Source organism: Dorea sp. AM58-8, from assembly GCF_003464045.1.
GTDB lineage: Bacteria > Bacillota > Clostridia > Lachnospirales > Lachnospiraceae > Claveliimonas > Claveliimonas ammoniilytica.
The window spans coordinates 1-20,510 of record NZ_QSDM01000020.1 but is presented as its reverse complement, the minus strand read 5'-3'; the positions used below and the strand labels follow the sequence as shown (position 1 = coordinate 20,510).

At 45.8% G+C, this 20,510-nt stretch carries 20 protein-coding genes and 3 pseudogenes; all 23 read left to right on the top strand.

The window, feature by feature from the left end; all coding sequences use genetic code 11:
• Window positions 1-197 precede the first annotated feature (197 nt).
• The gene (locus DXA18_RS12610; protein WP_118384190.1) at window positions 198-1,112 is read left to right on the top strand and encodes an ABC transporter ATP-binding protein; all 915 of its coding nucleotides are present in this window, start codon (window positions 198-200) and stop codon (window positions 1,110-1,112) included.
• Window positions 1,109-2,005: an ABC transporter permease gene (locus DXA18_RS12605; RefSeq protein WP_118384189.1), complete on the top strand. Its 897-nt coding sequence runs from the start codon at window positions 1,109-1,111 to the stop codon at window positions 2,003-2,005. Before DXA18_RS12610 ends, DXA18_RS12605 begins: the two co-directional genes overlap by 4 nt.
• Before the next feature lie 75 nt (window positions 2,006-2,080).
• Window positions 2,081-3,592, top strand: coding sequence for a CoA-transferase (locus DXA18_RS12600; RefSeq protein ID WP_118384188.1), 1,512 nt, complete (start codon window positions 2,081-2,083; stop codon window positions 3,590-3,592).
• Window positions 3,593-3,707: 115 nt separating this feature from the next.
• A complete protein-coding gene (locus tag DXA18_RS12595) occupies window positions 3,708-3,905 on the top strand; it encodes a hypothetical protein (protein WP_118384187.1) in 198 nt (65 codons plus the stop codon).
• 51 nt (window positions 3,906-3,956) lie between these two features.
• Window positions 3,957-4,331 carry a TnpV protein gene (locus DXA18_RS12590; protein ID WP_001129922.1) on the top strand — a complete coding sequence of 125 codons (375 nt, stop codon included), beginning with the start codon at window positions 3,957-3,959 and terminating at the stop codon, window positions 4,329-4,331.
• A 366-nt stretch (window positions 4,332-4,697) separates the two neighbouring features.
• On the top strand, window positions 4,698-6,617 hold the full coding sequence (gene tet(O) / locus DXA18_RS12585) for a tetracycline resistance ribosomal protection protein Tet(O) (RefSeq protein ID WP_109215033.1): 1,920 nt from the start codon (window positions 4,698-4,700) through the stop codon (window positions 6,615-6,617).
• 50 nt (window positions 6,618-6,667) lie between these two features.
• Window positions 6,668-7,887, top strand: a pseudogene (tet(40), locus tag DXA18_RS12580) (tetracycline efflux MFS transporter Tet(40)).
• Between the two features lie 599 nt (window positions 7,888-8,486).
• The gene (locus DXA18_RS12570; protein WP_002596252.1) at window positions 8,487-8,996 is read left to right on the top strand and encodes a sigma-70 family RNA polymerase sigma factor; all 510 of its coding nucleotides are present in this window, start codon (window positions 8,487-8,489) and stop codon (window positions 8,994-8,996) included.
• 94 nt (window positions 8,997-9,090) lie between these two features.
• A complete protein-coding gene (locus tag DXA18_RS12565; RefSeq protein ID WP_002596253.1) occupies window positions 9,091-9,522 on the top strand; it encodes a sigma-70 family RNA polymerase sigma factor in 432 nt (143 codons plus the stop codon).
• Window positions 9,523-9,598: 76 nt separating this feature from the next.
• A pseudogene (locus DXA18_RS12560) lies at window positions 9,599-10,073 on the top strand (RNA polymerase sigma factor).
• A gap of 154 nt (window positions 10,074-10,227) precedes the next feature.
• Window positions 10,228-11,260 (top strand): annotated as a pseudogene (locus tag DXA18_RS12555) (AAA family ATPase).
• 517 nt (window positions 11,261-11,777) lie between these two features.
• Window positions 11,778-12,743: a MobV family relaxase gene (gene mobV / locus DXA18_RS12550; protein WP_001820668.1), complete on the top strand. Its 966-nt coding sequence runs from the start codon at window positions 11,778-11,780 to the stop codon at window positions 12,741-12,743.
• An 8-nt stretch (window positions 12,744-12,751) separates the two neighbouring features.
• Window positions 12,752-13,606, top strand: a complete 855-nt coding sequence (locus tag DXA18_RS12545; protein WP_118384186.1) for a ParB/RepB/Spo0J family partition protein — start codon at window positions 12,752-12,754, stop codon at window positions 13,604-13,606.
• Window positions 13,607-13,651: 45 nt separating this feature from the next.
• A complete protein-coding gene (locus DXA18_RS12540) occupies window positions 13,652-13,882 on the top strand; it encodes a YdbC family protein (protein WP_001206986.1) in 231 nt (76 codons plus the stop codon).
• Between the two features lie 71 nt (window positions 13,883-13,953).
• Window positions 13,954-14,175 (top strand): stage II sporulation protein R, encoded by a 222-nt coding sequence (locus tag DXA18_RS12535; RefSeq protein ID WP_442873209.1) that lies wholly within the window; start codon window positions 13,954-13,956, stop codon window positions 14,173-14,175.
• Between the two features lie 23 nt (window positions 14,176-14,198).
• Entirely contained in the window at window positions 14,199-16,055 is a 1,857-nt protein-coding gene (locus DXA18_RS12530; RefSeq protein ID WP_001820670.1) for a recombinase family protein, read from the top strand.
• On the top strand, window positions 16,022-16,801 hold the full coding sequence (locus DXA18_RS12525; protein WP_118384185.1) for a tRNA-dihydrouridine synthase family protein: 780 nt from the start codon (window positions 16,022-16,024) through the stop codon (window positions 16,799-16,801). The genes DXA18_RS12530 and DXA18_RS12525 overlap by 34 nt, the downstream gene beginning before the upstream one ends.
• A 72-nt stretch (window positions 16,802-16,873) precedes the next feature.
• Window positions 16,874-17,359 (top strand): cytidylate kinase-like family protein, encoded by a 486-nt coding sequence (locus DXA18_RS12520; protein ID WP_118384184.1) that lies wholly within the window; start codon window positions 16,874-16,876, stop codon window positions 17,357-17,359.
• An 88-nt stretch (window positions 17,360-17,447) separates the two neighbouring features.
• Window positions 17,448-18,143, top strand: a complete 696-nt coding sequence (gene pyrH, locus DXA18_RS12515; RefSeq protein WP_118384183.1) for a UMP kinase — start codon at window positions 17,448-17,450, stop codon at window positions 18,141-18,143.
• 19 nt (window positions 18,144-18,162) lie between these two features.
• The gene (gene frr / locus DXA18_RS12510; RefSeq protein WP_118384182.1) at window positions 18,163-18,714 is read left to right on the top strand and encodes a ribosome recycling factor; all 552 of its coding nucleotides are present in this window, start codon (window positions 18,163-18,165) and stop codon (window positions 18,712-18,714) included.
• A 73-nt stretch (window positions 18,715-18,787) separates the two neighbouring features.
• Window positions 18,788-19,504: an isoprenyl transferase gene (locus DXA18_RS12505; protein WP_118384181.1), complete on the top strand. Its 717-nt coding sequence runs from the start codon at window positions 18,788-18,790 to the stop codon at window positions 19,502-19,504.
• Entirely contained in the window at window positions 19,497-20,297 is an 801-nt protein-coding gene (locus DXA18_RS12500) for a phosphatidate cytidylyltransferase (protein ID WP_118384180.1), read from the top strand. The genes DXA18_RS12505 and DXA18_RS12500 overlap by 8 nt, the downstream gene beginning before the upstream one ends.
• A gap of 108 nt (window positions 20,298-20,405) precedes the next feature.
• Window positions 20,406-20,510 (top strand): site-2 protease family protein (locus DXA18_RS17485; RefSeq protein ID WP_442873210.1); only part of this gene is annotated, 105 nt, incomplete at its 3' end.

Below are 20,510 nucleotides of genomic sequence, written 5' to 3'. Positions count from 1 at the left end.
AGAACATATAAAGTTGTTATATGTTCTGTTTTTTTTTATTCCTTAGAAGAAGCAGGCTGTGAAAATTCAGGAAGTATTGGAATTAAAGAATCCACAAGAATTGCATATGTGACAGCAAAAAAAAGATTTAACATTTCTTTTTAATAATATCTGCTACAATAGAATTGTAACTGGGAATGAGATGATTGGAGAGCATTATGAATAAGAATGTAATTGAAGTAAGAGAGCTGAATAAATCTTTTGGCAATGTACATGCAGTGAAAGACTTAAGCTTCCGGGTGAAGCGCGGGGAATTGTTTGCATTCCTTGGAGTAAATGGAGCAGGCAAGAGTACGACGATATCCATCCTCTGCGGACAACTTGGCAAGGATAGCGGCGAGGTGCAGATCCACGGTGCAGACAGCACGAAAGCAGGACTGGATAAACGGTATCTGCTTGGGCTTGTGTTCCAGGATAGTGTATTGGACAAACCGTTGACTGTGAAGGAAAATCTGAGAAGCAGGGCAGCATTATACGGTATTACCGGGGAAGCATTTGATGATCGATTGAAAGAATTGATTGAGTTACTGAAGTTTGATGATTATCTGAACCGGCCGGTTGGAAAGCTATCCGGCGGACAGAGGAGAAGAATTGATATAGCAAGAGCCTTGCTTCACAGACCGGAAATTCTGATTCTGGATGAACCGACGACAGGACTTGATCCGCAGACCAGGAAAATAATCTGGAGCGTGATCGAAGAACTGCGTAAGAAGGAACAGATGACAGTATTCCTTACAACTCACTATATGGAGGAAGCTGCAACGGCGGATTATGTAGTAATCCTGGACAGTGGAAGTATTGTGGCGGAGGGAACGCCTCACGAACTGAAAGAAAAATATGTGGAAGATTACATTTTACTGTATGGAGTGACGGAAGATGAAGTGAAGCTGCTGGGCAAGAAATATAAAGAGATCCGGGACGGTTATCAGCTTACGGTTGCTTCAACGGCAGAGGCGGCGGAACTGATCGCAGCGAATAAAGATAGATTCCGTGATTTTGAAGTGGTAAAAGGAGGCATGGACGATGTCTTTTTGACGGTCACAGGTAAGTCGTTGGGAGGTGATGAGAAATGAGAACAGTATTTGCATTGATTAAGCGTAACCGTCAATTATTTTTCCGGGATAAAGGAATGCTGATTTCGTCTCTGATCACACCAATCATTCTGATTGTGTTATATGCGACATTTCTGCAGAATGTATATAAGGATTCCTTGCAATCAGCTCTGCCAGGGGTGATGAATGTATCAGAAAAGCTGGTGAACGGTACGGTAGCTGGACAGCTTGCGGCGGCACTGCTTGCAGTCAGCTGTGTGACTGTGACTTTCTGCGTGAATCTGACGATGATACAGGATAAAGCAAGTGGTGCTAGAAAAGATTTTGATGTATCACCGGTGCACAGACCGACACTTTATATCGGATATTTCTTCTCAACGGTGTTGAACTCGCTTATGGTTAATTTTCTGGCAGTAGTGATGTGTCTGATTTATGTGAAGCATATGGGATGGTATCTGAATGGAACAGATATTGCCTGGATCATTCTGGATGTGATTCTGTTAGTATTATTTGGCGCAGTGCTGTCCAGTATCATCTGTTATCCGCTGAAGACGCAGGGACAGCTGTCAGCTGTCGGAACGATCGTGAGTGCAGGATATGGATTTGTCTGCGGTGCCTATATGCCTATGTCTAATTTTAGCAGTGGTCTGCAGAAATTTCTGTCATATCTCCCGGGAACCTATGGTACCTCTTTGCTGAAGAATCATATGCTCCGGGGTGTATTTGAAGAAATGAAAGATCAGAAGTTTCCGGATGATGCAGTGACAGCAATTGCAGGTACACTGGATTGTAATCCGGTCTTTCGCGGGCACGTGGTGAGCACATCTGAAATGATCGCAGTGTTAATTGGAAGTATTGTGCTACTTGGAATGGTCTATCTTGCAGTTACAACACTTGCAGAACGTAAGAAATAACTGGACTTACATACATGAATCAGTTAAAATAAAAAAGATACGACGTAATCAGAATATGGAACAGGAGAAAGATTTATGTATGAAATTATGAGTTCGGATGAGGCAATCCGCCTGATCCGAGATGGGGACTGCATCTGCGTGAATTCATTTGTTGGCATCGAGAACCCGGTTGAATTGCATGAGGCGATTTACCGCAGATACGAGAGAATGCAGTCACCGACCCATTTGACGATAATATCCAGTGCCGGATTTGGCGTCTGGGACGAGGATCATAATGCAGAGAGATATATTCGCGAAGGTGCTGTGGATCGTCTGATCTGTGGGCATTTTGGCGCCATGATGAGTACTAAGAAATTAGTATTAGAAGATCGCTTTGAAGCATATAATCTGCCTCTTGGATGCATTTCTCATGCAATCCGTGCGCAGGCAGGCGGACTTCCTGGAGCATTGTCTAAAGTCGGACTGGATATCTTTGTGGATCCTAGAAAAGGAGGTCCTGGAATCAACCGCATCTCGATCGATGATTCTCTGGTGAAGCATGTAGAGGTGGATGGAGATGAATTCCTTTATTATAAACTGCCGAAGATCACAGTAGCATTGATCAAGGGTACAGCAGCAGACCGCAAGGGAAATATTACATTCGATGATATGTTTATGTCAGGAGACGCACTGTCTATTTGTCAGGCCGTTAAAGCGAACCGTGGTAAGGTTATTGTGCAGGTAGACCGTCTGGTGGATACGCCGTCTCGTCCGCGTAATGCGATCATTCCGGGGTGTCTGGTAGATGCGATCGTAGTAGCAGAACCGGAGGAGCGTAACGAAGCATATACGGCATTGACCGGAAGCTTCGAGATTCCATATGAAGAGTGGAATACCTGGAATGAAAAGATTGATACGGTATCTTCGAAGCATTCTAAGAACAGTGTAGCTGGCAATATTATTGGCAGAAGAGCAGCTAAGGAACTTCGGGTAGACGACATTGTAAATATCGGAATTGGTCTGCCGGAGATGGTATCCAGATATGCGAGAAAAAATGGAATTCTGGATATGATCACACTGACTGTTGAGTCAGGCGGTATCGGAGGATTTCCGGTGTCAGGAGAAGCTTTTGGAGCGATGATTGGTGCAGCATCCGTATATGATATGGCGAACCAGTTTGACCTGTATGATAATGGTGGTCTGGACATCTGCTTTATGGGTGCGCTGGAAGTAGATAAGCAGGGGAATGTTAATGCTCACAGAGGACCGGGAGCATTTGCCGGAATTGGAGGATTTGCTAATATTACGGCTAAGACACCGACGGTTGTGTTCTGCATGACATTCAATGCCAAAGGACTGGAAGTGGCACAGAAGAAAGGCGTTGTAACGATCGAGAAGGAAGGCTCTGTTCCGAAGTTTGTAGATAAAGTGAACAGCGTCAGCTTCTCAGCCAAACGTGCGATCGAGAACGGTCAGAAAGTTCTGTATGTGACAGAGCGTTGTGTGTTCCGTTTGACACCGAAGGGACTGAAACTGATCGAAGTATATCCGGGTGTGGATCAGCAGAAAGATATTTTGGATTTACTTCCGTTTGATGTGGAGATTTAAGAAAGCGAAAATAAGTGTTAAGATAAAATCAAGATAAAACGCAGGAAAATGCTCCTGCGTTTTTTGGCAGTAAGTCGTGTCAGACAAAACTGCAGCTGGGATAACAGGAGAGAAAATGGAATTATATTATGCACCAATGGAAGGAATTACCGGATATCTGCATCGAAATGTGAGTCGGGCAGTATTTCCGGATATTGATAAATATATGACACCGTTTATTGCGGCCAATCAGAAGGGGAAGCTTAGTACCAAAGAAAAGAATGACATTTTGCCGGATCATAATAAAGGAATGTATGTGATCCCACAGATGTAGGACGGATTTTGCGGACATTCAAAATAAAAAAGAATGTGGAGGTAACAGACAATGGCAAAATCATTATTTGAGGAACTGGGCGGCAAATACGAAAGGCAAGGGGATTATTTGATACCGTGCTTAACTGTACCCGCCGAAGAAGAACAGGCAATAGGCATCTGGGGGCAACGGCATTTAGATTATCTAAAACAGTACCGTAAAGTTACATACACCAATCTTCTTACAAGCGGCAGGCTAAACGCCTACCTTGCCGACATCAACAGACAGGCACAGGAACGCTTTGAAAGGCTCATAGAGGGTATGAAACAGGCACAGGGCATAACGGAACAGCTAAAGGCAGAAAACGCCTTAGAATGGACAGGATGCCTCAATAACATAAGGGCTTGTGCGAGGGAGATTGTGGAAAAGGAAATTATTTTTGCATAAACAGATGATTAGTGGCAGGGGGAAATCCTGCCGCTTTTTCTGCTTTAGTTTGTCAGCTTGACAAATAAAGGGTTAAGGAATATAATTAGATTCAGTATTATACAAGGAGTTAATAAATATGCGGCAAGGTATTCTTAAATAAACTGTCAATTTGATAGTGGGAACAAAAAGTAGCAGTCTCGTTTCACTTTTAATATGGGGCTTAGTTTTTTGTACCCAGTTTAAGAATACTTTTATCATGTAATTTTATATGCCCGAAAACATATAAGTGTTTTGGGGCTATTGGAGTTATTTACCCAGTGATAGGAGTATTTATCACTGGGTATTTTTATGCCCTTTTTTGGGTGTTGATAGGAGGAAAATCACATGAAAATAATTAACTTAGGCATTCTGGCTCACGTTGACGCAGGAAAGACAACATTAACGGAAAGTTTATTGTATACCAGTGGTGCAATTGCAGAACTAGGGAGCGTAGATGAAGGCACAACAAGGACAGATACAATGAATTTGGAGCGTCAAAGGGGAATCACTATCCAGACAGCAGTGACATCTTTTCAGTGGGAGGATGTAAAAGTCAACATTATAGATACGCCAGGCCATATGGATTTTTTGGCGGAAGTATACCGTTCTTTATCCGTATTAGACGGAGCAGTATTATTAGTTTCTGCAAAGGATGGCATACAGGCACAGACCCGTATACTGTTTCATGCACTACAGATAATGAAGATTCCGACAATTTTTTTCATCAATAAAATTGACCAAGAGGGGATTGATTTGCCAATGGTATATCGGGAAATGAAAGCAAAGCTTTCTTCGGAAATTATAGTGAAGCAAAAGGTTGGGCAGCATCCCCATATAAATGTAACGGACAATGACGATATGGAACAGTGGGATGCGGTAATTATGGGAAACGATGAACTATTAGAGAAATATATGTCAGGGAAACCGTTTAAAATGTCAGAACTGGAACAGGAAGAAAACAGGAGATTCCAAAACGGAACGTTATTTCCCGTTTATCACGGAAGCGCTAAAAACAATCTGGGGATTCGGCAGCTTATAGAAGTAATTGCCAGTAAATTTTATTCATCAACGCCTGAAGGTCAATCTGAACTATGCGGGCAGGTTTTTAAGATTGAATATTCAGAGAAAAGGCGGCGTTTTGTTTATGTGCGTATATATAGCGGAACATTGCATTTGAGGGATGTTATTAGAATATCTGAAAAAGAGAAAATAAAAATCACAGAGATGTGTGTTCCGACAAACGGTGAAATCGTCCCGGCTGACCATGCCTGTCCGGGAGAAATTGTTATTTTAGCTGATGATACTTTGAAACTGAACGATATCCTGGGAAATGAAAAACTCCTGCCTCACAAAACACGGATTGATAATCCCATGCCATTACTTCGGACAACGGTAGAGCCGCAAAAGCCGGAGCAAAGGGAAGCCCTGTTAAATGCCCTCGCAGAGATTGCTGATACAGACCCTCTTTTGCATTTTGACATTGATACTGTTACCCATGAGATTATGTTATCTTTTTTGGGGAATGTGCAGATGGAAGTCATTTGTGCCATCCTTGAGGAAAAATATCATGTGGAGGCAGAAATAAAAGAGCCTACTGTTATATATATGGAAAGACCGCTTAGAAAAGCAGAATATACCATCCACATAGAAGTCCCGCCAAATCCTTTCTGGGCTTCTGTCGGGTTGTCCATAGAGCCGCTCCCTATTGGAAGCGGAGTGCAGTATGAAAGCAGAGTTTCACTTGGATATTTAAATCAATCGTTCCAAAATGCGGTTATGGAGGGGGTTCTTTATGGCTGCGAGCAGGGGCTGTATGGATGGAAAGTGACAGACTGTAAAATCTGTTTTGAATATGGATTGTATTATAGTCCTGTAAGTACCCCCGCAGACTTTCGGCTGCTTTCCCCTATCGTATTGGAGCAGGCTTTAAAAAAAGCAGGGACAGAACTATTAGAGCCATATCTCCACTTTGAAATTTATGCACCGCAGGAATATCTCTCACGGGCGTATCATGATGCTCCAAGGTATTGTGCAGATATTGTAAGTACTCAGATAAAGAATGACGAGGTCATTCTGAAAGGAGAAATCCCTGCTAGATGTATTCAAGAATACAGGAACGATTTAACTTATTTCACAAATGGGCAGGGAGTCTGCTTGACAGAGTTAAAAGGATACCAGCCAGCTATTGGTAAATTTATTTGCCAACCCCGCCGCCCGAATAGCCGTATAGATAAGGTTCGGCATATGTTCCACAAGTTAGCTTAACAGCTTGCAAAAGTCATATAAAATGAGATTTGAAAGGAGAATGTAACTTCATGTTTGCTAAAAATTCAAAGGCATATTCTGTCTACCTGCTGTTCCGATTTGTCTGTTCCCTGGCGGTTTCTATGTCCACAGTGCTTTCCATCGTGTACCACCTGGAGGTGGTGCAGCTGGATGCTTTCCAGCTTGTCCTGGTAGGGACGGTTCAGGAGACCTCCTGCTTTCTGTTCGAGATGCCCACCGGTGTGGTGGCGGATTTGTATAGCCGTCGGCGCTCGGTGCTGATTGGAATGTTCCTCTACGGCCTGGGCTTTCTGATGGAGGGTGCGCTACCGTGGTTCGCGCCGGTTCTGCTGGCCAGGTTGTCTGGGGTTGCGGTGATACCTTCATCACCGGCGCTCTGGAGGCGTGGATTGCCTCGGAGGAAGAGGACAAACCCATAGACAAGGTGTTCCTGCGGGGCAGTCAAATGGGGCAAATCGGCGGCGTTCTGGGCGTGGTGCTGGGCACACTGCTGGGAAACATAAACCTGCAAATGCCTCTCATCTTGGGGGGCAGTTTGTGCTTGTTGTTGGGGCTGGTGATGGTTCGCATCATGCCAGAAACCAACTTCTCCCCTGCTATTGAGGAACGGCAGGGCTTGCTTAAAGACTTTGTCTGCCTGTTCAAGCTCAACCTGGGCTTTGTGAAAGGCGCACCTGTGTTGCTGGCGCTCTTAGCAATCACACTATGCGGGGGACTTGCCAGTGAAGGCTTTGACCGGCTCTCCACCGCTCATTTTCTGGATGACACGGTAATACCCGTTATCGGGCCGCTGAACAGCGTCACTTGGTTCGGTGTTATCAGTCTTATCGGCAACGGCTTAGGTATTCTGGCTTCTCAGTTGCTCATCGCCCGCATGGAGAAAAAAGGGACTGTCAGCCGAACCAGTGTGGTCATGTCCACCAGCGCCGGGTATATCCTGTTCCTGGTTCTCTTCGCGGTGGGGCGGAGCTTTTGGTTCATGTTGTTGGTGTTCCTGCTGGCGGGGCTTATGCGCACCATCAAGGAGCCTGTGCTGGCCGCCTGGATGAACGACCAAGTGGATGAGAAAATGCGCGCCACAGTCTTTTCCACCAGCGGACAGCTGGACTCTTTCGGGCAGATCATCGGCGGGCCTATTGTGGGGCTGGTAGCCCAGCAGGTGTCCATACCCTGGGGGCTGGTCTGTACCGCTTTCCTGCTGTTGCCCGCGCTGTTCTTAGTGCCGGTGGCGGGAAAGAAGCGGGATTGATATGGCATAGTTAAGTTTACTGACGAGCGGGAGATTACTTCCGCTCGTCTTCATTTAGTAGCGCAAAATTTGAGGACTCTTTATTTCCTTATTCGGTATAGCGGAGGCGGCTGTCAATTCGACATAATTTTCTTGTGATACTTTACCGTACATGAGCATTTGTTTCGTATTTGAAAGAACAAACTCACCAAATAAAAAAAACGATATTCGGGTGGGTTATTTTGTTATACCCTAAATTACCCTCTGAATTTGTTTTTAAATTTGGAGGGATTTTTTTATGTCCTTTTTTCGGGCAGTTATCTATCTGCTCATACGAAGCAAAATTTATCAATACATAGCATATCAGAGAACGGCAGGAAACCAGTTAAAAAAATTTCTGCCTATGCAACGGCACTTCCTGCCTTGAATGTAGAAGTACAATCTCCATACAACAGAATTAATATTTCCCATAACCGTAAAGGTCATAGAGCCTTTGCGGTTTTTCTTTTGTCGATTTTTGTTGGAAAGTGCCATAGGGCTATTAGTGGTGTTAGGTGTCGTTCGCCACCTCTCCATCTGGATTTTGAACATTTCAAAAATTCAGATGGGAGGTACTTACAGTGAAATACGCACCGAGAAAGGTATATATCAAGGAAAGCGGCAGATATGTGGAACTGTCCTATACGGATTTCTGCCGCCGCAGGGAATCCGACCAGACCTATATGGACAAGCTGTTTATCCCCATTCAAGGCTGTCTGCTTGAAGTCGTGAGGGAGCAATACACGGACTTCTACCGAGATAAGGAACGGTGGCGTTATCTGAAAAAATTAGATACGAAGAACAGCCTGCTTTCTCTGGATGGATTTACGGACAGCGAGGGGAAGCCTTTAGACTTTATCGCTGATGAAGCGGCAGACATTGCGGAAACCGTTGTCAATGCGGTTATGGTGGACAGGCTGAAAGCCGCCCTGCCTTTGCTGTCGGATAGTGAACAGGAATTGATACAGGCAATCTTTTTTGACGGACTTTCTGAGCGTGAAGTCGGGGCGAGGTTCGGCATAACCCAGAGCGTTGTGAACAAACGCAAAGCCAGAATCCTAAGAAAACTAAGAAAGATAATAGAAAATTAAAATTTAAGGCGTTCAGCCCCTTGTTTTTTCCTTTGGGAAAATGAGGGGGTTTTTCTCTGCCCTCTCAATCAATTCTGATTGGAGGAAAAGAAGCATGGCATATAACCACGGACGGGAGGACAGGAAATGGCGTATCTGGAAAGAAGCGGAGGAAAAGCTGCTGCGTGAGTGCGGCGTTGATGAAGCGACCATTGAGCAGATACGCATTGCGGACAGGGCAGACTTCAATTCCAACAGGCGGTTTTACCGATGGACGAATGACATTGCGGAATACCTTGAGGACATGGCAGACAGGGAGCGGCAGACGGAAGTGGGTACGGTTGCGGAGTTACTGGACGAGATTGAGAGCGAAAATCTCTATCAAGTATTAGTCGCGGTGGACGGGCGTACCTTGAAAATCGTCCTGCTGAAAATGCAGGGGTATTCCACAAAGGAGATTGCCCCGCTCGTGCATTTGACGACTGGTGCCATCTATGCGAGGTTAGACCATCTGCGGAAGAAGCTACGAAAATTTTATAGCGTCTAAAACAGCCTGCCGTCCTGCGGGCTACTGGGTGAGGGATGGAAATCCCCTCACTTATTTTTTGCAGGAGGCAAGCGGGATGGCATACAGAGTTAAGGCGTACACGCTTCGGGAGGAATCCACGGAAAGCGGCACAAGGTATTTTATCAGCTTTAAGGACGGGCAGGGCAAATCCCACGAGTTGGAAGTGTCGGAACAGTTCTTTATGGAGTTTCGGCAGATGGAGCGCAGGAACAGGAATCTTTTCTAATGGGACGAGCGGCACAGGGAGTTTAACGAGGTATGGGACGAAACCCTTTACAGACGGGCGTTGCGTGTGCCTAAGAGCCTTGATGAACGCATGGTTGAGGAAGAACGGAATGAAACGCTCTATAAGGCGGTTGGGAGCCTTCCAGAGATACAAAGGCGGCGTTTCCTGCTCTACTACGAGTATGAGTTCAATTTTTACCAAATCGCCGCTATGGAGCATTGCACCGCTTCGGCAATACAGAAATCTGTTGCGATTGCAAAGGAGAAAGTAAAGGCGGAAATTGAAGAAATATCTCCAACCGTGACCGACACCGCCCGAAAAAGAAATCTGTTTTTTATTTGTGTGGGATTGGCGGCATTACATACTCTCACTTTTTTCCGTGGGAGTAAATCTATTTTTAAGGAGGTCAACGCCTATGTGCAACGAAAACAAAGACACCGCCCGAAAGGAGGAAAGCCATGCAGAAGTTACAGACAGTCAACGCCGAAACGCTCCTTTATGAACCGCTTGAGAAACCATCCTTTGTGGTGGACAGCCTTATCCCGACAGGCTTATCGCTGTTCTGCGGCTCACAGAAGATAGGCAAAAGCTGGCTCATGCTGAAGCTATGCTTATGCGTGTCGCAGGGAATCCCTTTATGGGATATGCCGACAATGGAGGGCGATGTGCTTTACCTCTGCCTTGAGGACACGTTCTGCCGCATACAGGACAGGTTATTTCGTTTGACGGACGAAGCAAGCGGGCGGCTCCACTTTGCCGTGGCAAGCTGCAAGCTGTCAGACGGTCTTATCGTGCAGCTTGAAGATTATCTGAAAGATTACCCAGACAGCAGGCTCATTGTCATTGATACCTTGCAGAAAGTCCGTACAGCTTCAAAAGACAATGCCTATGCAAGCGACTATGGGGACATCTCCCTCATCAAAGACTTTGCCGACAGGCACTCTCTGGCGGTCATTGTCGTACACCACATCCGAAAGCAGAATGACAGCGACGTGTTCAACAAGGTGTCTGGGACGACAGGATTAACGGGGAGTGCGGACGCTACCTTTGTTCTGGAAAAGGAGAAACGTGCGTCTGACACCGCCAAGCTGTATGTGACGGGCAGGGACACGCCTTATCAGGAATACACGCTGCGTTTCCGTGATTGCCGTTGGGAGCTTGTGGAGCGGAAAACGCAGGAGCAGCTTGCGAAAGAAACGATACCAGATGTCCTTTTTCGGTTGGTGGATTTTATGAGGGATAAGGAAGAATGGATAGGCACGGCAACGGAACTGTTAGCCGCTATGGGGGAAACGGAAACCATACCCACGGTGATTACGAAATGGCTGAATGAATACCGCACCACATTTTTAAGCGAGAACCGTATCTGCTACCAGTACAGCCGCAGGAAAGACGGCAGGCGGATTGCCCTTGCAAGGAGGGCGGGTGACAGCGGTGATGGTGGTGACAGCGATATTAGGATACCCCCCTGTTACTGTCATTGACGCTTAAAGCCATGTAAAGCTGGCGGCTCTGCCCTGCGGGTGACAGCAGTGACGGTGGTGACAGTGATTTTAGGATACCCTGCCGCTGTCATCCCTACGGGAGAACACCCCGTAAACGCAAAATGCAGGCGTGAGATTTACTCGCCCTTTTCGGTCGTGTAAAACCACCCCTGCGGTCAGAAAAATCATTCCGATTTTTCCGACTGCGTTTACAGGGTGTAACACACTACACTTTGCCCTGCAAAGTCGTGTGCCAGACGTTCCCTCTGGACTCCCTTAAGGCAGGGCTGTGCCCTGCTATCCTACGCCTTACGGCTTCGGATAAAAGAATGGCGGCATGACGGTGACGGCTCTTGCGAGGGGGGTATCCCAAAAACACCGTCATCATCGACATGACCGTCATGCAGGGGGTGAGGGTGACAGTTGCGGCAGTCGGCAGGGGGTATCCCAAAACTGCTGTCACCACCGTCACCGCTGTCACCCCAAAGGACGGTCACCCGCCGAAAGAAAGGAGGAATCCGCCTATGCCTTATGCAATCCTGCGTTTCCAGAAACGAAAAGCGGGCGGCGTTGCGGCTTGTGAACGCCACAACGAGCGGAAGAAAGAAGCCTACAAAAGCAACCCAGATATAGATATGGAACGCTCTAAAAACAATTACCATCTCATAGCACCACCAAAGTACACCTACAAGAAAGAGATTAACCGCATGGTAGCCGAAGCGGGGTGCAGGACAAGGAAAGACAGCGTGATGATGGTGGAAACGCTCATCACAGCTTCACCAGAATTTATGAACCAGTTACCGCCCGAAGAACAAAAAGCGTATTTCCAGACGGCTCTTGACTTCATTTCGGAGCGTGTTGGAAAGCAGAATATCCTCTCCGCTGTCGTCCATATGGACGAGAGAACGCCCCATATGCACCTCTGCTTTGTGCCGATTACGCCAGACAATAAGCTGTCAGCGAAAGCTATCTTAGGCAACCAGAAATCATTATCCGAGTGGCAGACCGCCTACCATGAGCGGATGTCCTCACGGTGGAATCAGCTTGAACGGGGGCAGTCCTCAATGGAAACCAAGCGGAAACACGTCCCCACATGGCTCTATAAATTAGGCGGCAGGCTTGATAAACAGTATGAAGAAATCGTGTCTGCCCTATCCGACATCAACGCCTTTAACGCAGGGAAGAAAAGGGATAAAGCGTTAGATTTACTCTCTGCATGGCTGCCAGACGTGGAGAAATTCTCTAAGGAAATCGGGAAACAGCAGGCGTATATCGACAGTTTGAAAGAGAGAATTGGGCAGGAATCAGACTATGCGGGGCGTATGCGTGATGAAAAGTACGAGCAGGAACTAAAGGTGCAGAAAGCGAATCAGAAGATATTTGAATTGCAGAGAACCAACGAGCAGATGGGGCGGCTGCTGTCAAAAATACCGCCCGAAGTGTTGGAAGAATTGCAGAAAAATCATAGAAGCAGAGCGAAAGAAAGGTAGATATGTGAATGAAGAAACAGGATTTTAAGGTGTTAAAGACCAAAGACTTGTACCCGTTCCCCGACAATCCGTTTCATGTGGCAGAAGATGAAACACTGTCAGAGTTTGCGGAAAGCATCAAGGAATTTGGCATTGTCACGCCGATAATCACACGCCCGAAAGAGGACGGGGACGGTTATGAAGTGATTGCAGGACAGCGGCGTGTCCGTGCTTCTGAACTTGCAGGGATAAATACCGTGCCTGCGTTTGTCCTGCCCTTAGACCGTGACCGAGCCATCATCACCCTTGTAGACAGCAATTTGCAGCGTGAGAATATCCTGCCATCGGAGCGGGCGTTTGCTTACAAGATGAAATCCGAAGCCATGAAGCGGCAGGGTTTCCGCACAGACTTAACCTCGTCACAAGTTGTGACGAAGTTGCGGACGGACGACAAGGTGGCACAGGGCTTCGGCGTGGGCAGGATGACCGTGCAGCGTTTTATCCGCCTGACGGAACTGATACCGCCGATTTTGCAGATGGTGGACGAGGGGAAAATCGCCCTCACGCCTGCGGTGGAACTGTCCTTCTTGAAGAAAGACGAGCAGGAAAACCTCTTTGCCACGATGGAGAGCGAAGAAGCAACGCCCTCACTCTCACAGGCACAGCGGATGAAACAGTTAAGCCAGAGCGGGCGGCTTGACATGGATACGATATTTGCGATTATGACGGAGGAAAAGGGCAACCAGAAAGAAACCTTGAAAATCAACACAAGCAAGCTGAAAAAATACTTTCCGAAGAACACAACGCCGAAGCAGATGGAGGAAACCATCATCAAACTTTTGGAGCGTGAGTTGCAGAGGAAACGCAACCGTGACAGCCGCTAATCTTCTTTTTTCGGGAAGTAAATACAGAGAGTTGAGGTATGGAGAATGAGAGAAATCCAGTATGAAATCGTAAAGGAAATCGCAGTATTGTCTACGGGCGACAGTGGCTACACAAAGGAAATCAATCTCATTTCATGGAATGGGAAAGAGCCGAAGTATGACATCCGCAGCTTTTCCCCGAACCGTGAAAAGTGCGGCAAGGGAATCACGCTGAACGCTGATGAAGCGGCGGCACTCCTTAAAGCATTACAGAAAGAATTAAACAGCGAGGATTAATGGTATCTGATTGGCAGGGCGGGGACATTTCCAAACTCTTCCCTGCCCTGTCTGGAAAGGAAGATTTAAGTATGGGCGAGGATAAGAAAGCAGATAAAAAGAGAAAGCGTATCGTGCCAAAAGCACCAGTGCAGATGATAATCAGCCGTGAATATGTCGGCACACAGACCGTTACAGAAGCGTTTGTCCCGATTATCTCCGAGGATATTCGGAAGAAGATTGCCGAGGGCGACACCTCGACAATGAGGGGCTGTCCGCTTAGAATGTACGCAATGGGACATGAAAACAGATAGGACAGATACGGAGGTTTTACAGTATGGCAGGAATCAAAGAAGAAAAGAAAATCTATTTAGTCGGCATTTATTGCCGCTTATCTAAAGACGATGGTACGGATAACGAGAGTGCGAGCATTGCGACACAGAAATCCATCCTCACGGATTATGTGAAAAAGCAGGGATGGCACATAGCAAAAACGTATGTGGACGATGGTTATTCTGGTACAAATTTCCAAAGACCAAGTTTCCAGAATATGATAAAAGACATTGAAAGCGGTCTGATAAACTGCGTGATTACGAAAGATTTATCCCGTCTGGGGAGAAACTATCTTGATTGTGGGTTATATCTGGAAGTTTTCTTCCCAGAGCATAACGTGAGGTATATAGCGGTCAATGACGGCGTAGATACCTTGAATAAATCTGCTATGGACATCACGCCTTTCCGCAACATTTTAAACGAAATGTATGCCGCTGACATATCTGTTAAGATAAAATCGGCATATCGGGCGAGGTTTCAACAGGGGAAATTCATGGGAACTACCGCCCCTTATGGCTATATCAAAGACCCTGCCGACCACAACCATCTGCTGATAGATGATAAAGTGGCACATGTTGTAAAAGAGATATTCGACCTTGCATTAAAAGGGAATGGAGTTGCCAAAATTTGCAGACATCTTAATAAACAGCATATCCTACGCCCTGCCGCTTATGCGGCGGAGCGTGGCGAAACAGGCTTTGAACGTCATTTTGAGGGGAACGAGGACAAACGCTATATTTGGAGTGGGAACAGCGTGAGGAGCATTTTAAGAAGCCCGATATATGCGGGAAATCTTGTAGGCTACAAACGGATTGCCGCCAATATGAAAAGCAAGAAACGCCCCTCTAAGCTGCCCGAAGAATGGGAAGTGATACCCAATACCCATGAGGGAATAGTCACGCAGGAGGAATTTGATATTGTCCAACAGCTTATTACAAGTCGTAGGCTTCCACAGAACAAGGGAGGATTTGTAAATATTTTTGCAGGCGTTATCAAGTGTGTGGACTGCGGATGTGCTCTGCGGGCAATGAACGTACACAGGAGGAAACGCCCAGAGATTATCGACTGTGTACAGTATTCATGTAATAATTATGCAAGAAACGGAAGAAGCGAGTGTAGTGCCCACAATATAGAAGCAAGGGATTTATTCAATGCCGTTCTTGCCGACATCAACTGTTTTGCGGATATGGCAGTGAATGATGAAAAGGCGGTCAGGGCCATAGAAAAGCGGCTCACGGAAACAGACCAGAGCAGGGCGAAAGCATTAGAGAAAGAACGTAAGAAGCTGAACAAACGCCTTGCGGAACTGGACAGGCTGTTTTCCTCTCTCTACGAGGATAAGGTCATGGAGCGTATTACCGAGCGGAATTTTGAGATGATGTCGGGGAAATACCAGAAAGAGCAGCTTGAAATTGAAGCAAGGCTGAAAGAGGTGACGGAAACTCTTAATGAAAGCTACGAGAAATCACGGGGAATCCGTGACTTCCTCGCCCTTATCCGAAATTATCAAGGCTTAAAAGAACTGGATGCAACAGTTATAAACGCACTCATAGACAAGATACTTGTTTCGGAGCGTGAGAAGATGGCAGACGGAACAGTGAAGCAGGAAATCAAGATTTACTATAAATTCATCGGCTTTGTCGATGAATTACATATCATACCTACAAAACGGTGGGCAGCAATGCCCGCTAAAAATTGTACGGTGTGCGGCGTTGAATATGTCCCGGGCTCTGGTGCATCAAGGTATTGTCCTGCTTGTGCCAAGAAGATACGGAGGGAGAAATCAAACGAGAGCAAACGCAGGAGCAGAGAACAGAAAAGGATAGCATGTATGAACTGTCCGCAAAAAATGACCGACTGATTTTGACGAATCAGGCAGACTGCTTTCTGGCGGTAGAACGGACACTGCGGGAATATGGATATACGGAACTGAATCTGAATCTTGGCTGTCCGTCTAAGACTGTTGTGACTAAGTATCGTGGTTCGGGATTTTTAGCAAAACCGGAGGAACTGGATCATTTTCTGGAAGAGGTATTTGCCAGAACAGAATGTGAGATTTCACTGAAGACAAGGATCGGAGTAGAAGATGGGGAAGAATTTGAGAGACTGTTGGAAATCTACAACAAATATCCGTTAAAGGAACTGATTGTGCATCCGCGTACACAGAAAGATTATTATCGGAATCATCCGAATATGGAGTGGTATACATACGCTGTGGAGCATGGAAAAGCACCACTTTGCTATAACGGAGATATTACAGATGTGACGTCTTATAAGACATTTATGAAGGCATATCCGGATACGGATAAAGTCATGATTGGAAGAGGATTGCTTGTGAATCCCGGACTGGCAGGAATGCTGAAAGGGAAAGCTGCGCCGTCCAAAGAGCAGATCCGGGAATATCATGACCGGATGTATGAGGCTTACAGAGAGCATATGCCGGGCGACCGCGTGGTGCTCTTTAAGATGAAAGAATTATGGTATTATCTGGCACAGCATTTTACTGATTCTGCAAAATATGCGAAGAAGATCCGTAAGGCAGAGCGGCTTCCGGTGTACGAATCAGCAGTCAATGCGTTATTTGCGGAGCAGGACTTTGTGTCATAATTTCTATTCCATTTTGAAAAGGATATGTTATAATGGGCTTGTGTTTTGGACATTACAAAGGAGGACAGGCTTATGAAACTTGTAATTACAATAAGCAGAAGATACGGAACCGGTGCAAGCCAGATAGCAGGAGAGTTGTCTGAGCAACTTGGGATTCCTGTGTATGATAAGACACATGTGGAAGAAAAAATGTGCAGTAATTCCTATGATTCAGAGGCAGCAGTTATTAAGGAACTGGCTATGAAGCCGTGCATTATACTGGGAAGATGTGCTTCTGAGATTCTGAAGGATCAGAAGAATGTATTTAATATATATGTGTGTGCAGACCGTAAGGATCGTATCGCGCGGATTATGAAGAAGGAGAATATATCCGAAGAAGAGGCTGCGAAGAAGCTGGATACAACGGATGCAGAGCGTTCTGAGTATTATTATGAACATACAGGCAAAGCATGGGGAGATGTGAATAACTACCATATGATCCTTAATACTTCCGATATTGGAGTAGACCGCTGTGCAGATGCACTGATCCGGTATTTTGAACAGAAAGAAATTATATAGATAAATTGCTAATCTGCACAGATCTGTGCTATACTTACTATTAAGTATGCAGTGCTTTGCAGACAAATGAAGAACAAGGAGCAGACTTATGAAAAGAGTGTTATTAAAATTAAGTGGAGAGGCCCTTGCAGGGGATAAGAAAACAGGATTTGATGAAGCAACCTGTATCGGCGTTGCCAAACAGGTAAAGCAGCTTGTGGACGACGGTATGCAGGTGGCGATCGTTACAGGAGGCGGTAACTTCTGGAGAGGACGTACCAGTGAGACAATCGACCGTACCAAGGCAGATCAGATCGGTATGCTGGCAACAGTAATGAACTGTATCTATGTATCTGATATTTTTCGTCATGTAGGTATGAAGACTGAGGTGTTTACACCTTTTGTATGTGGCGCATTTACTACACTGTTTTCGAAGGACAGTGCTCTGAAAGCATTGGATGAAGGTAAGGTAATCTTTTTCGCAGGTGGTACAGGTCATCCGTATTTCTCAACGGATACAGGAGCTGTTCTTCGTGCCATCGAGATCGAAGCAGATACGATGCTGCTTGCCAAGGCGATTGACGGTATCTATGACAGTGATCCGAAGGTGAACCCGGAGGCGAAGAAGTATGATGAGCTTTCTATTCAGGACATTATTGATCAGAAACTGGCGGCGATAGACCTGACAGCATCGATCCTCTGTCTGGAGAATAAGATGCCGATGCTTGTATTTGGTCTGAATGAAGAGAACAGTATTGTCAATACCGTATCAGGTAAGTTTAACGGTACGAAAGTAACCGTATAGTATTGAGGAGGATTTTAGAATGAGTGAACAGGTAAGCGTATACGAAAGTAAGATGAAAAAGACACTGGCAAGTCTGGAGTCAGAACTGATGACAATCCGTGCAGGACGTGCCAATCCTAATATCTTGAACAAGCTGACAGTAGATTATTATGGAACACCTACACCGATTCAGCAGGTTGGTAACATTTCTGTTCCGGAGGCTCGTATGATCGTGATCCAGCCATGGGAGAAGAGCATGATCAAAGAGATTGAAAAAGCGATCAACATGTCAGATATCGGCATCAACCCTACCAATGATGGACAGGTTGTACGTCTGGTATTCCCGGAACTTACTGAGGATCGAAGAAAAGAACTGGTGAAGGACGTTAAGAAAAAAGGCGAGCAGGCAAAAGTTGCTGTCAGAAATATCCGACGCGATGGTAATGATGCATTCAAGAAACTGAAGGGCAGTGATGTATCAGAGGATGAGATCAAGGATCTGGAGACAGAACTTCAGAAGGTTACAGATAAATACATCAAAGAAGTAGATAAAGCTGTTGATGAGAAGTCCAAAGAGGTAATGACAGTTTAGGAACATCGCAATATCGGGGGCGGGGCGTGTGTCTCGTCTCCCTTTGCATTGCAATGAGTCAGGAGGATAAGATATGAATGTACCACAGCATGTGGCAATAATTCTGGATGGAAATGGCCGGTGGGCAAAGTCCAAAGGCATGCCGCGTAATTATGGGCATGCACAGGGAAGTAAGAATGTGGAGAGAATCTGTGAAGAGGCGTGGAGATTGGGAATTAAGTATCTGACCGTGTATGCATTTTCCACAGAGAACTGGAATCGTCCGCAGGATGAAGTAGATGCACTGATGAATCTGTTGCGTCGTTATATGAAGACATGCCTTACAACGGCTTCGAAAAATGATATGAAAGTCCGTGTGATCGGAGATATTACCAGACTGGATGAAGATATCAGAAGCCGTATTCTGGAGCTGGAAGAGGCAACAAAGAATAATGGTGGACTGAATTTCCAGATCGCAATCAATTATGGAAGCAGGGATGAACTCGTGCGAGGTATCCGCAGACTTGCGCAGGATTGTGTGGATAACAAGCAGGATCCGGCAGAGATTACGGAAGCCGTGATCGAACGCTATCTGGATACCCATGGGATTCCGGATCCGGATCTTCTGATCCGTACCAGCGGGGAACAGAGACTTTCAAATTTCCTGCTGTGGCAACTTGCATATACGGAGTTTTATTTTACCGATGTGCATTGGCCGGCATTTACGAAAGAAGAACTTATTAAAGCGATCGAGCAGTATAATAAGCGGGACAGACGCTTTGGTGGTGTGAAGGAGGAGCAAAATGTTTAAGACAAGACTGTTAAGCGGAATTGTACTGGTTGCAGTACTGATCCTCACGGTCGGCATGGGAGGTCCTGTGCTGTATACTGTGCTTCTGGCAGCCAGCCTGATCGGTCTGATGGAATTATACAGAACTGTTAAGGTGCAGAATCAGGCACTTGGTGTAGTAGGATATTTGGGCGCGATCGGGTATTATATCTTAATGTATCAGAATAAAATGGAATATATAATGCCGCTTATCATCCTGGTATTGATGCTTGCGATGGCAGTGTATGTATTTGCATATCCTAAGTTTGTGGCTGAGCAGGTTATGACGGCGTTTTTTGGTGTGGTCTATGTAGCAGTAATGCTGTCATTTGTATATCAGACCAGATGCCTGCCGGACGGAACGGTCATGGTATGGCTGATATTCTTAAGTTCCTGGGGATGCGATACCTGTGCATACTGTGTTGGTATGCTGATTGGCAAGCATAAGATGGCACCGATCCTCAGTCCGAAGAAATCTGTTGAAGGCGGAGTTGGCGGAGTCGTAGGTGCAGCACTTCTCGGTGCGATTTTTGCGGCATGTATGAATCATTTCGCAAGTGCAGATGTAAGTCCGGTACTCTGCGCAGTGATCTGTGGCGTCGGCGGTGCGATCTCTCAGATTGGCGATTTGTCAGCATCTGCGATTAAGAGAAATCATGAGATTAAAGATTACGGTAAGCTGATTCCTGGTCATGGCGGTATCTTAGACCGTTTTGACAGTGTGATCTTTACCGCACCGATTATCTATTATCTGACATTGTGGCTGATCAAATAACAGATGCAGAACGATAAGGATATGAGGTTATACTTACAATTCAGGGAGGCATAAATTGGGGATTATCATAGCAATATTATTGTTCAGCTTTATCGTGATCTTTCAGAGATGGGACATTTTCTGATTGCAAAAGCAAATGGTATAGAGGTGGAAGAGTTTGCACTAGGCATGGGACCACTTTTGTTCTCAAAAGAATATAAAGGAACGAGATAC

Coding starts and splice junctions, on each gene's coding strand:
- DXA18_RS12520 (WP_118384184.1), top strand. CDS start 16,874: ATGAAACTTGTAATTACAATAAGCAGAAGATACGGAACCGGTGCAAGC.
- DXA18_RS12610 (WP_118384190.1), top strand. CDS start 198: ATGAATAAGAATGTAATTGAAGTAAGAGAGCTGAATAAATCTTTTGGC.
- DXA18_RS12565 (WP_002596253.1), top strand. CDS start 9,091: ATGGCATATAACCACGGACGGGAGGACAGGAAATGGCGTATCTGGAAA.
- DXA18_RS12540 (WP_001206986.1), top strand. CDS start 13,652: ATGAGAGAAATCCAGTATGAAATCGTAAAGGAAATCGCAGTATTGTCT.
- DXA18_RS12600 (WP_118384188.1), top strand. CDS start 2,081: ATGTATGAAATTATGAGTTCGGATGAGGCAATCCGCCTGATCCGAGAT.
- DXA18_RS12525 (WP_118384185.1), top strand. CDS start 16,022: ATGTATGAACTGTCCGCAAAAAATGACCGACTGATTTTGACGAATCAG.
- DXA18_RS12500 (WP_118384180.1), top strand. CDS start 19,497: ATGTTTAAGACAAGACTGTTAAGCGGAATTGTACTGGTTGCAGTACTG.
- DXA18_RS12595 (WP_118384187.1), top strand. CDS start 3,708: ATGGAATTATATTATGCACCAATGGAAGGAATTACCGGATATCTGCAT.
- DXA18_RS12545 (WP_118384186.1), top strand. CDS start 12,752: ATGAAGAAACAGGATTTTAAGGTGTTAAAGACCAAAGACTTGTACCCG.
- DXA18_RS12590 (WP_001129922.1), top strand. CDS start 3,957: ATGGCAAAATCATTATTTGAGGAACTGGGCGGCAAATACGAAAGGCAA.
- DXA18_RS12530 (WP_001820670.1), top strand. CDS start 14,199: ATGGCAGGAATCAAAGAAGAAAAGAAAATCTATTTAGTCGGCATTTAT.
- DXA18_RS12605 (WP_118384189.1), top strand. CDS start 1,109: ATGAGAACAGTATTTGCATTGATTAAGCGTAACCGTCAATTATTTTTC.
- pyrH (WP_118384183.1), top strand. CDS start 17,448: ATGAAAAGAGTGTTATTAAAATTAAGTGGAGAGGCCCTTGCAGGGGAT.
- DXA18_RS12505 (WP_118384181.1), top strand. CDS start 18,788: ATGAATGTACCACAGCATGTGGCAATAATTCTGGATGGAAATGGCCGG.
- mobV (WP_001820668.1), top strand. CDS start 11,778: ATGCCTTATGCAATCCTGCGTTTCCAGAAACGAAAAGCGGGCGGCGTT.
- DXA18_RS12535 (WP_442873209.1), top strand. CDS start 13,954: ATGGGCGAGGATAAGAAAGCAGATAAAAAGAGAAAGCGTATCGTGCCA.
- frr (WP_118384182.1), top strand. CDS start 18,163: ATGAGTGAACAGGTAAGCGTATACGAAAGTAAGATGAAAAAGACACTG.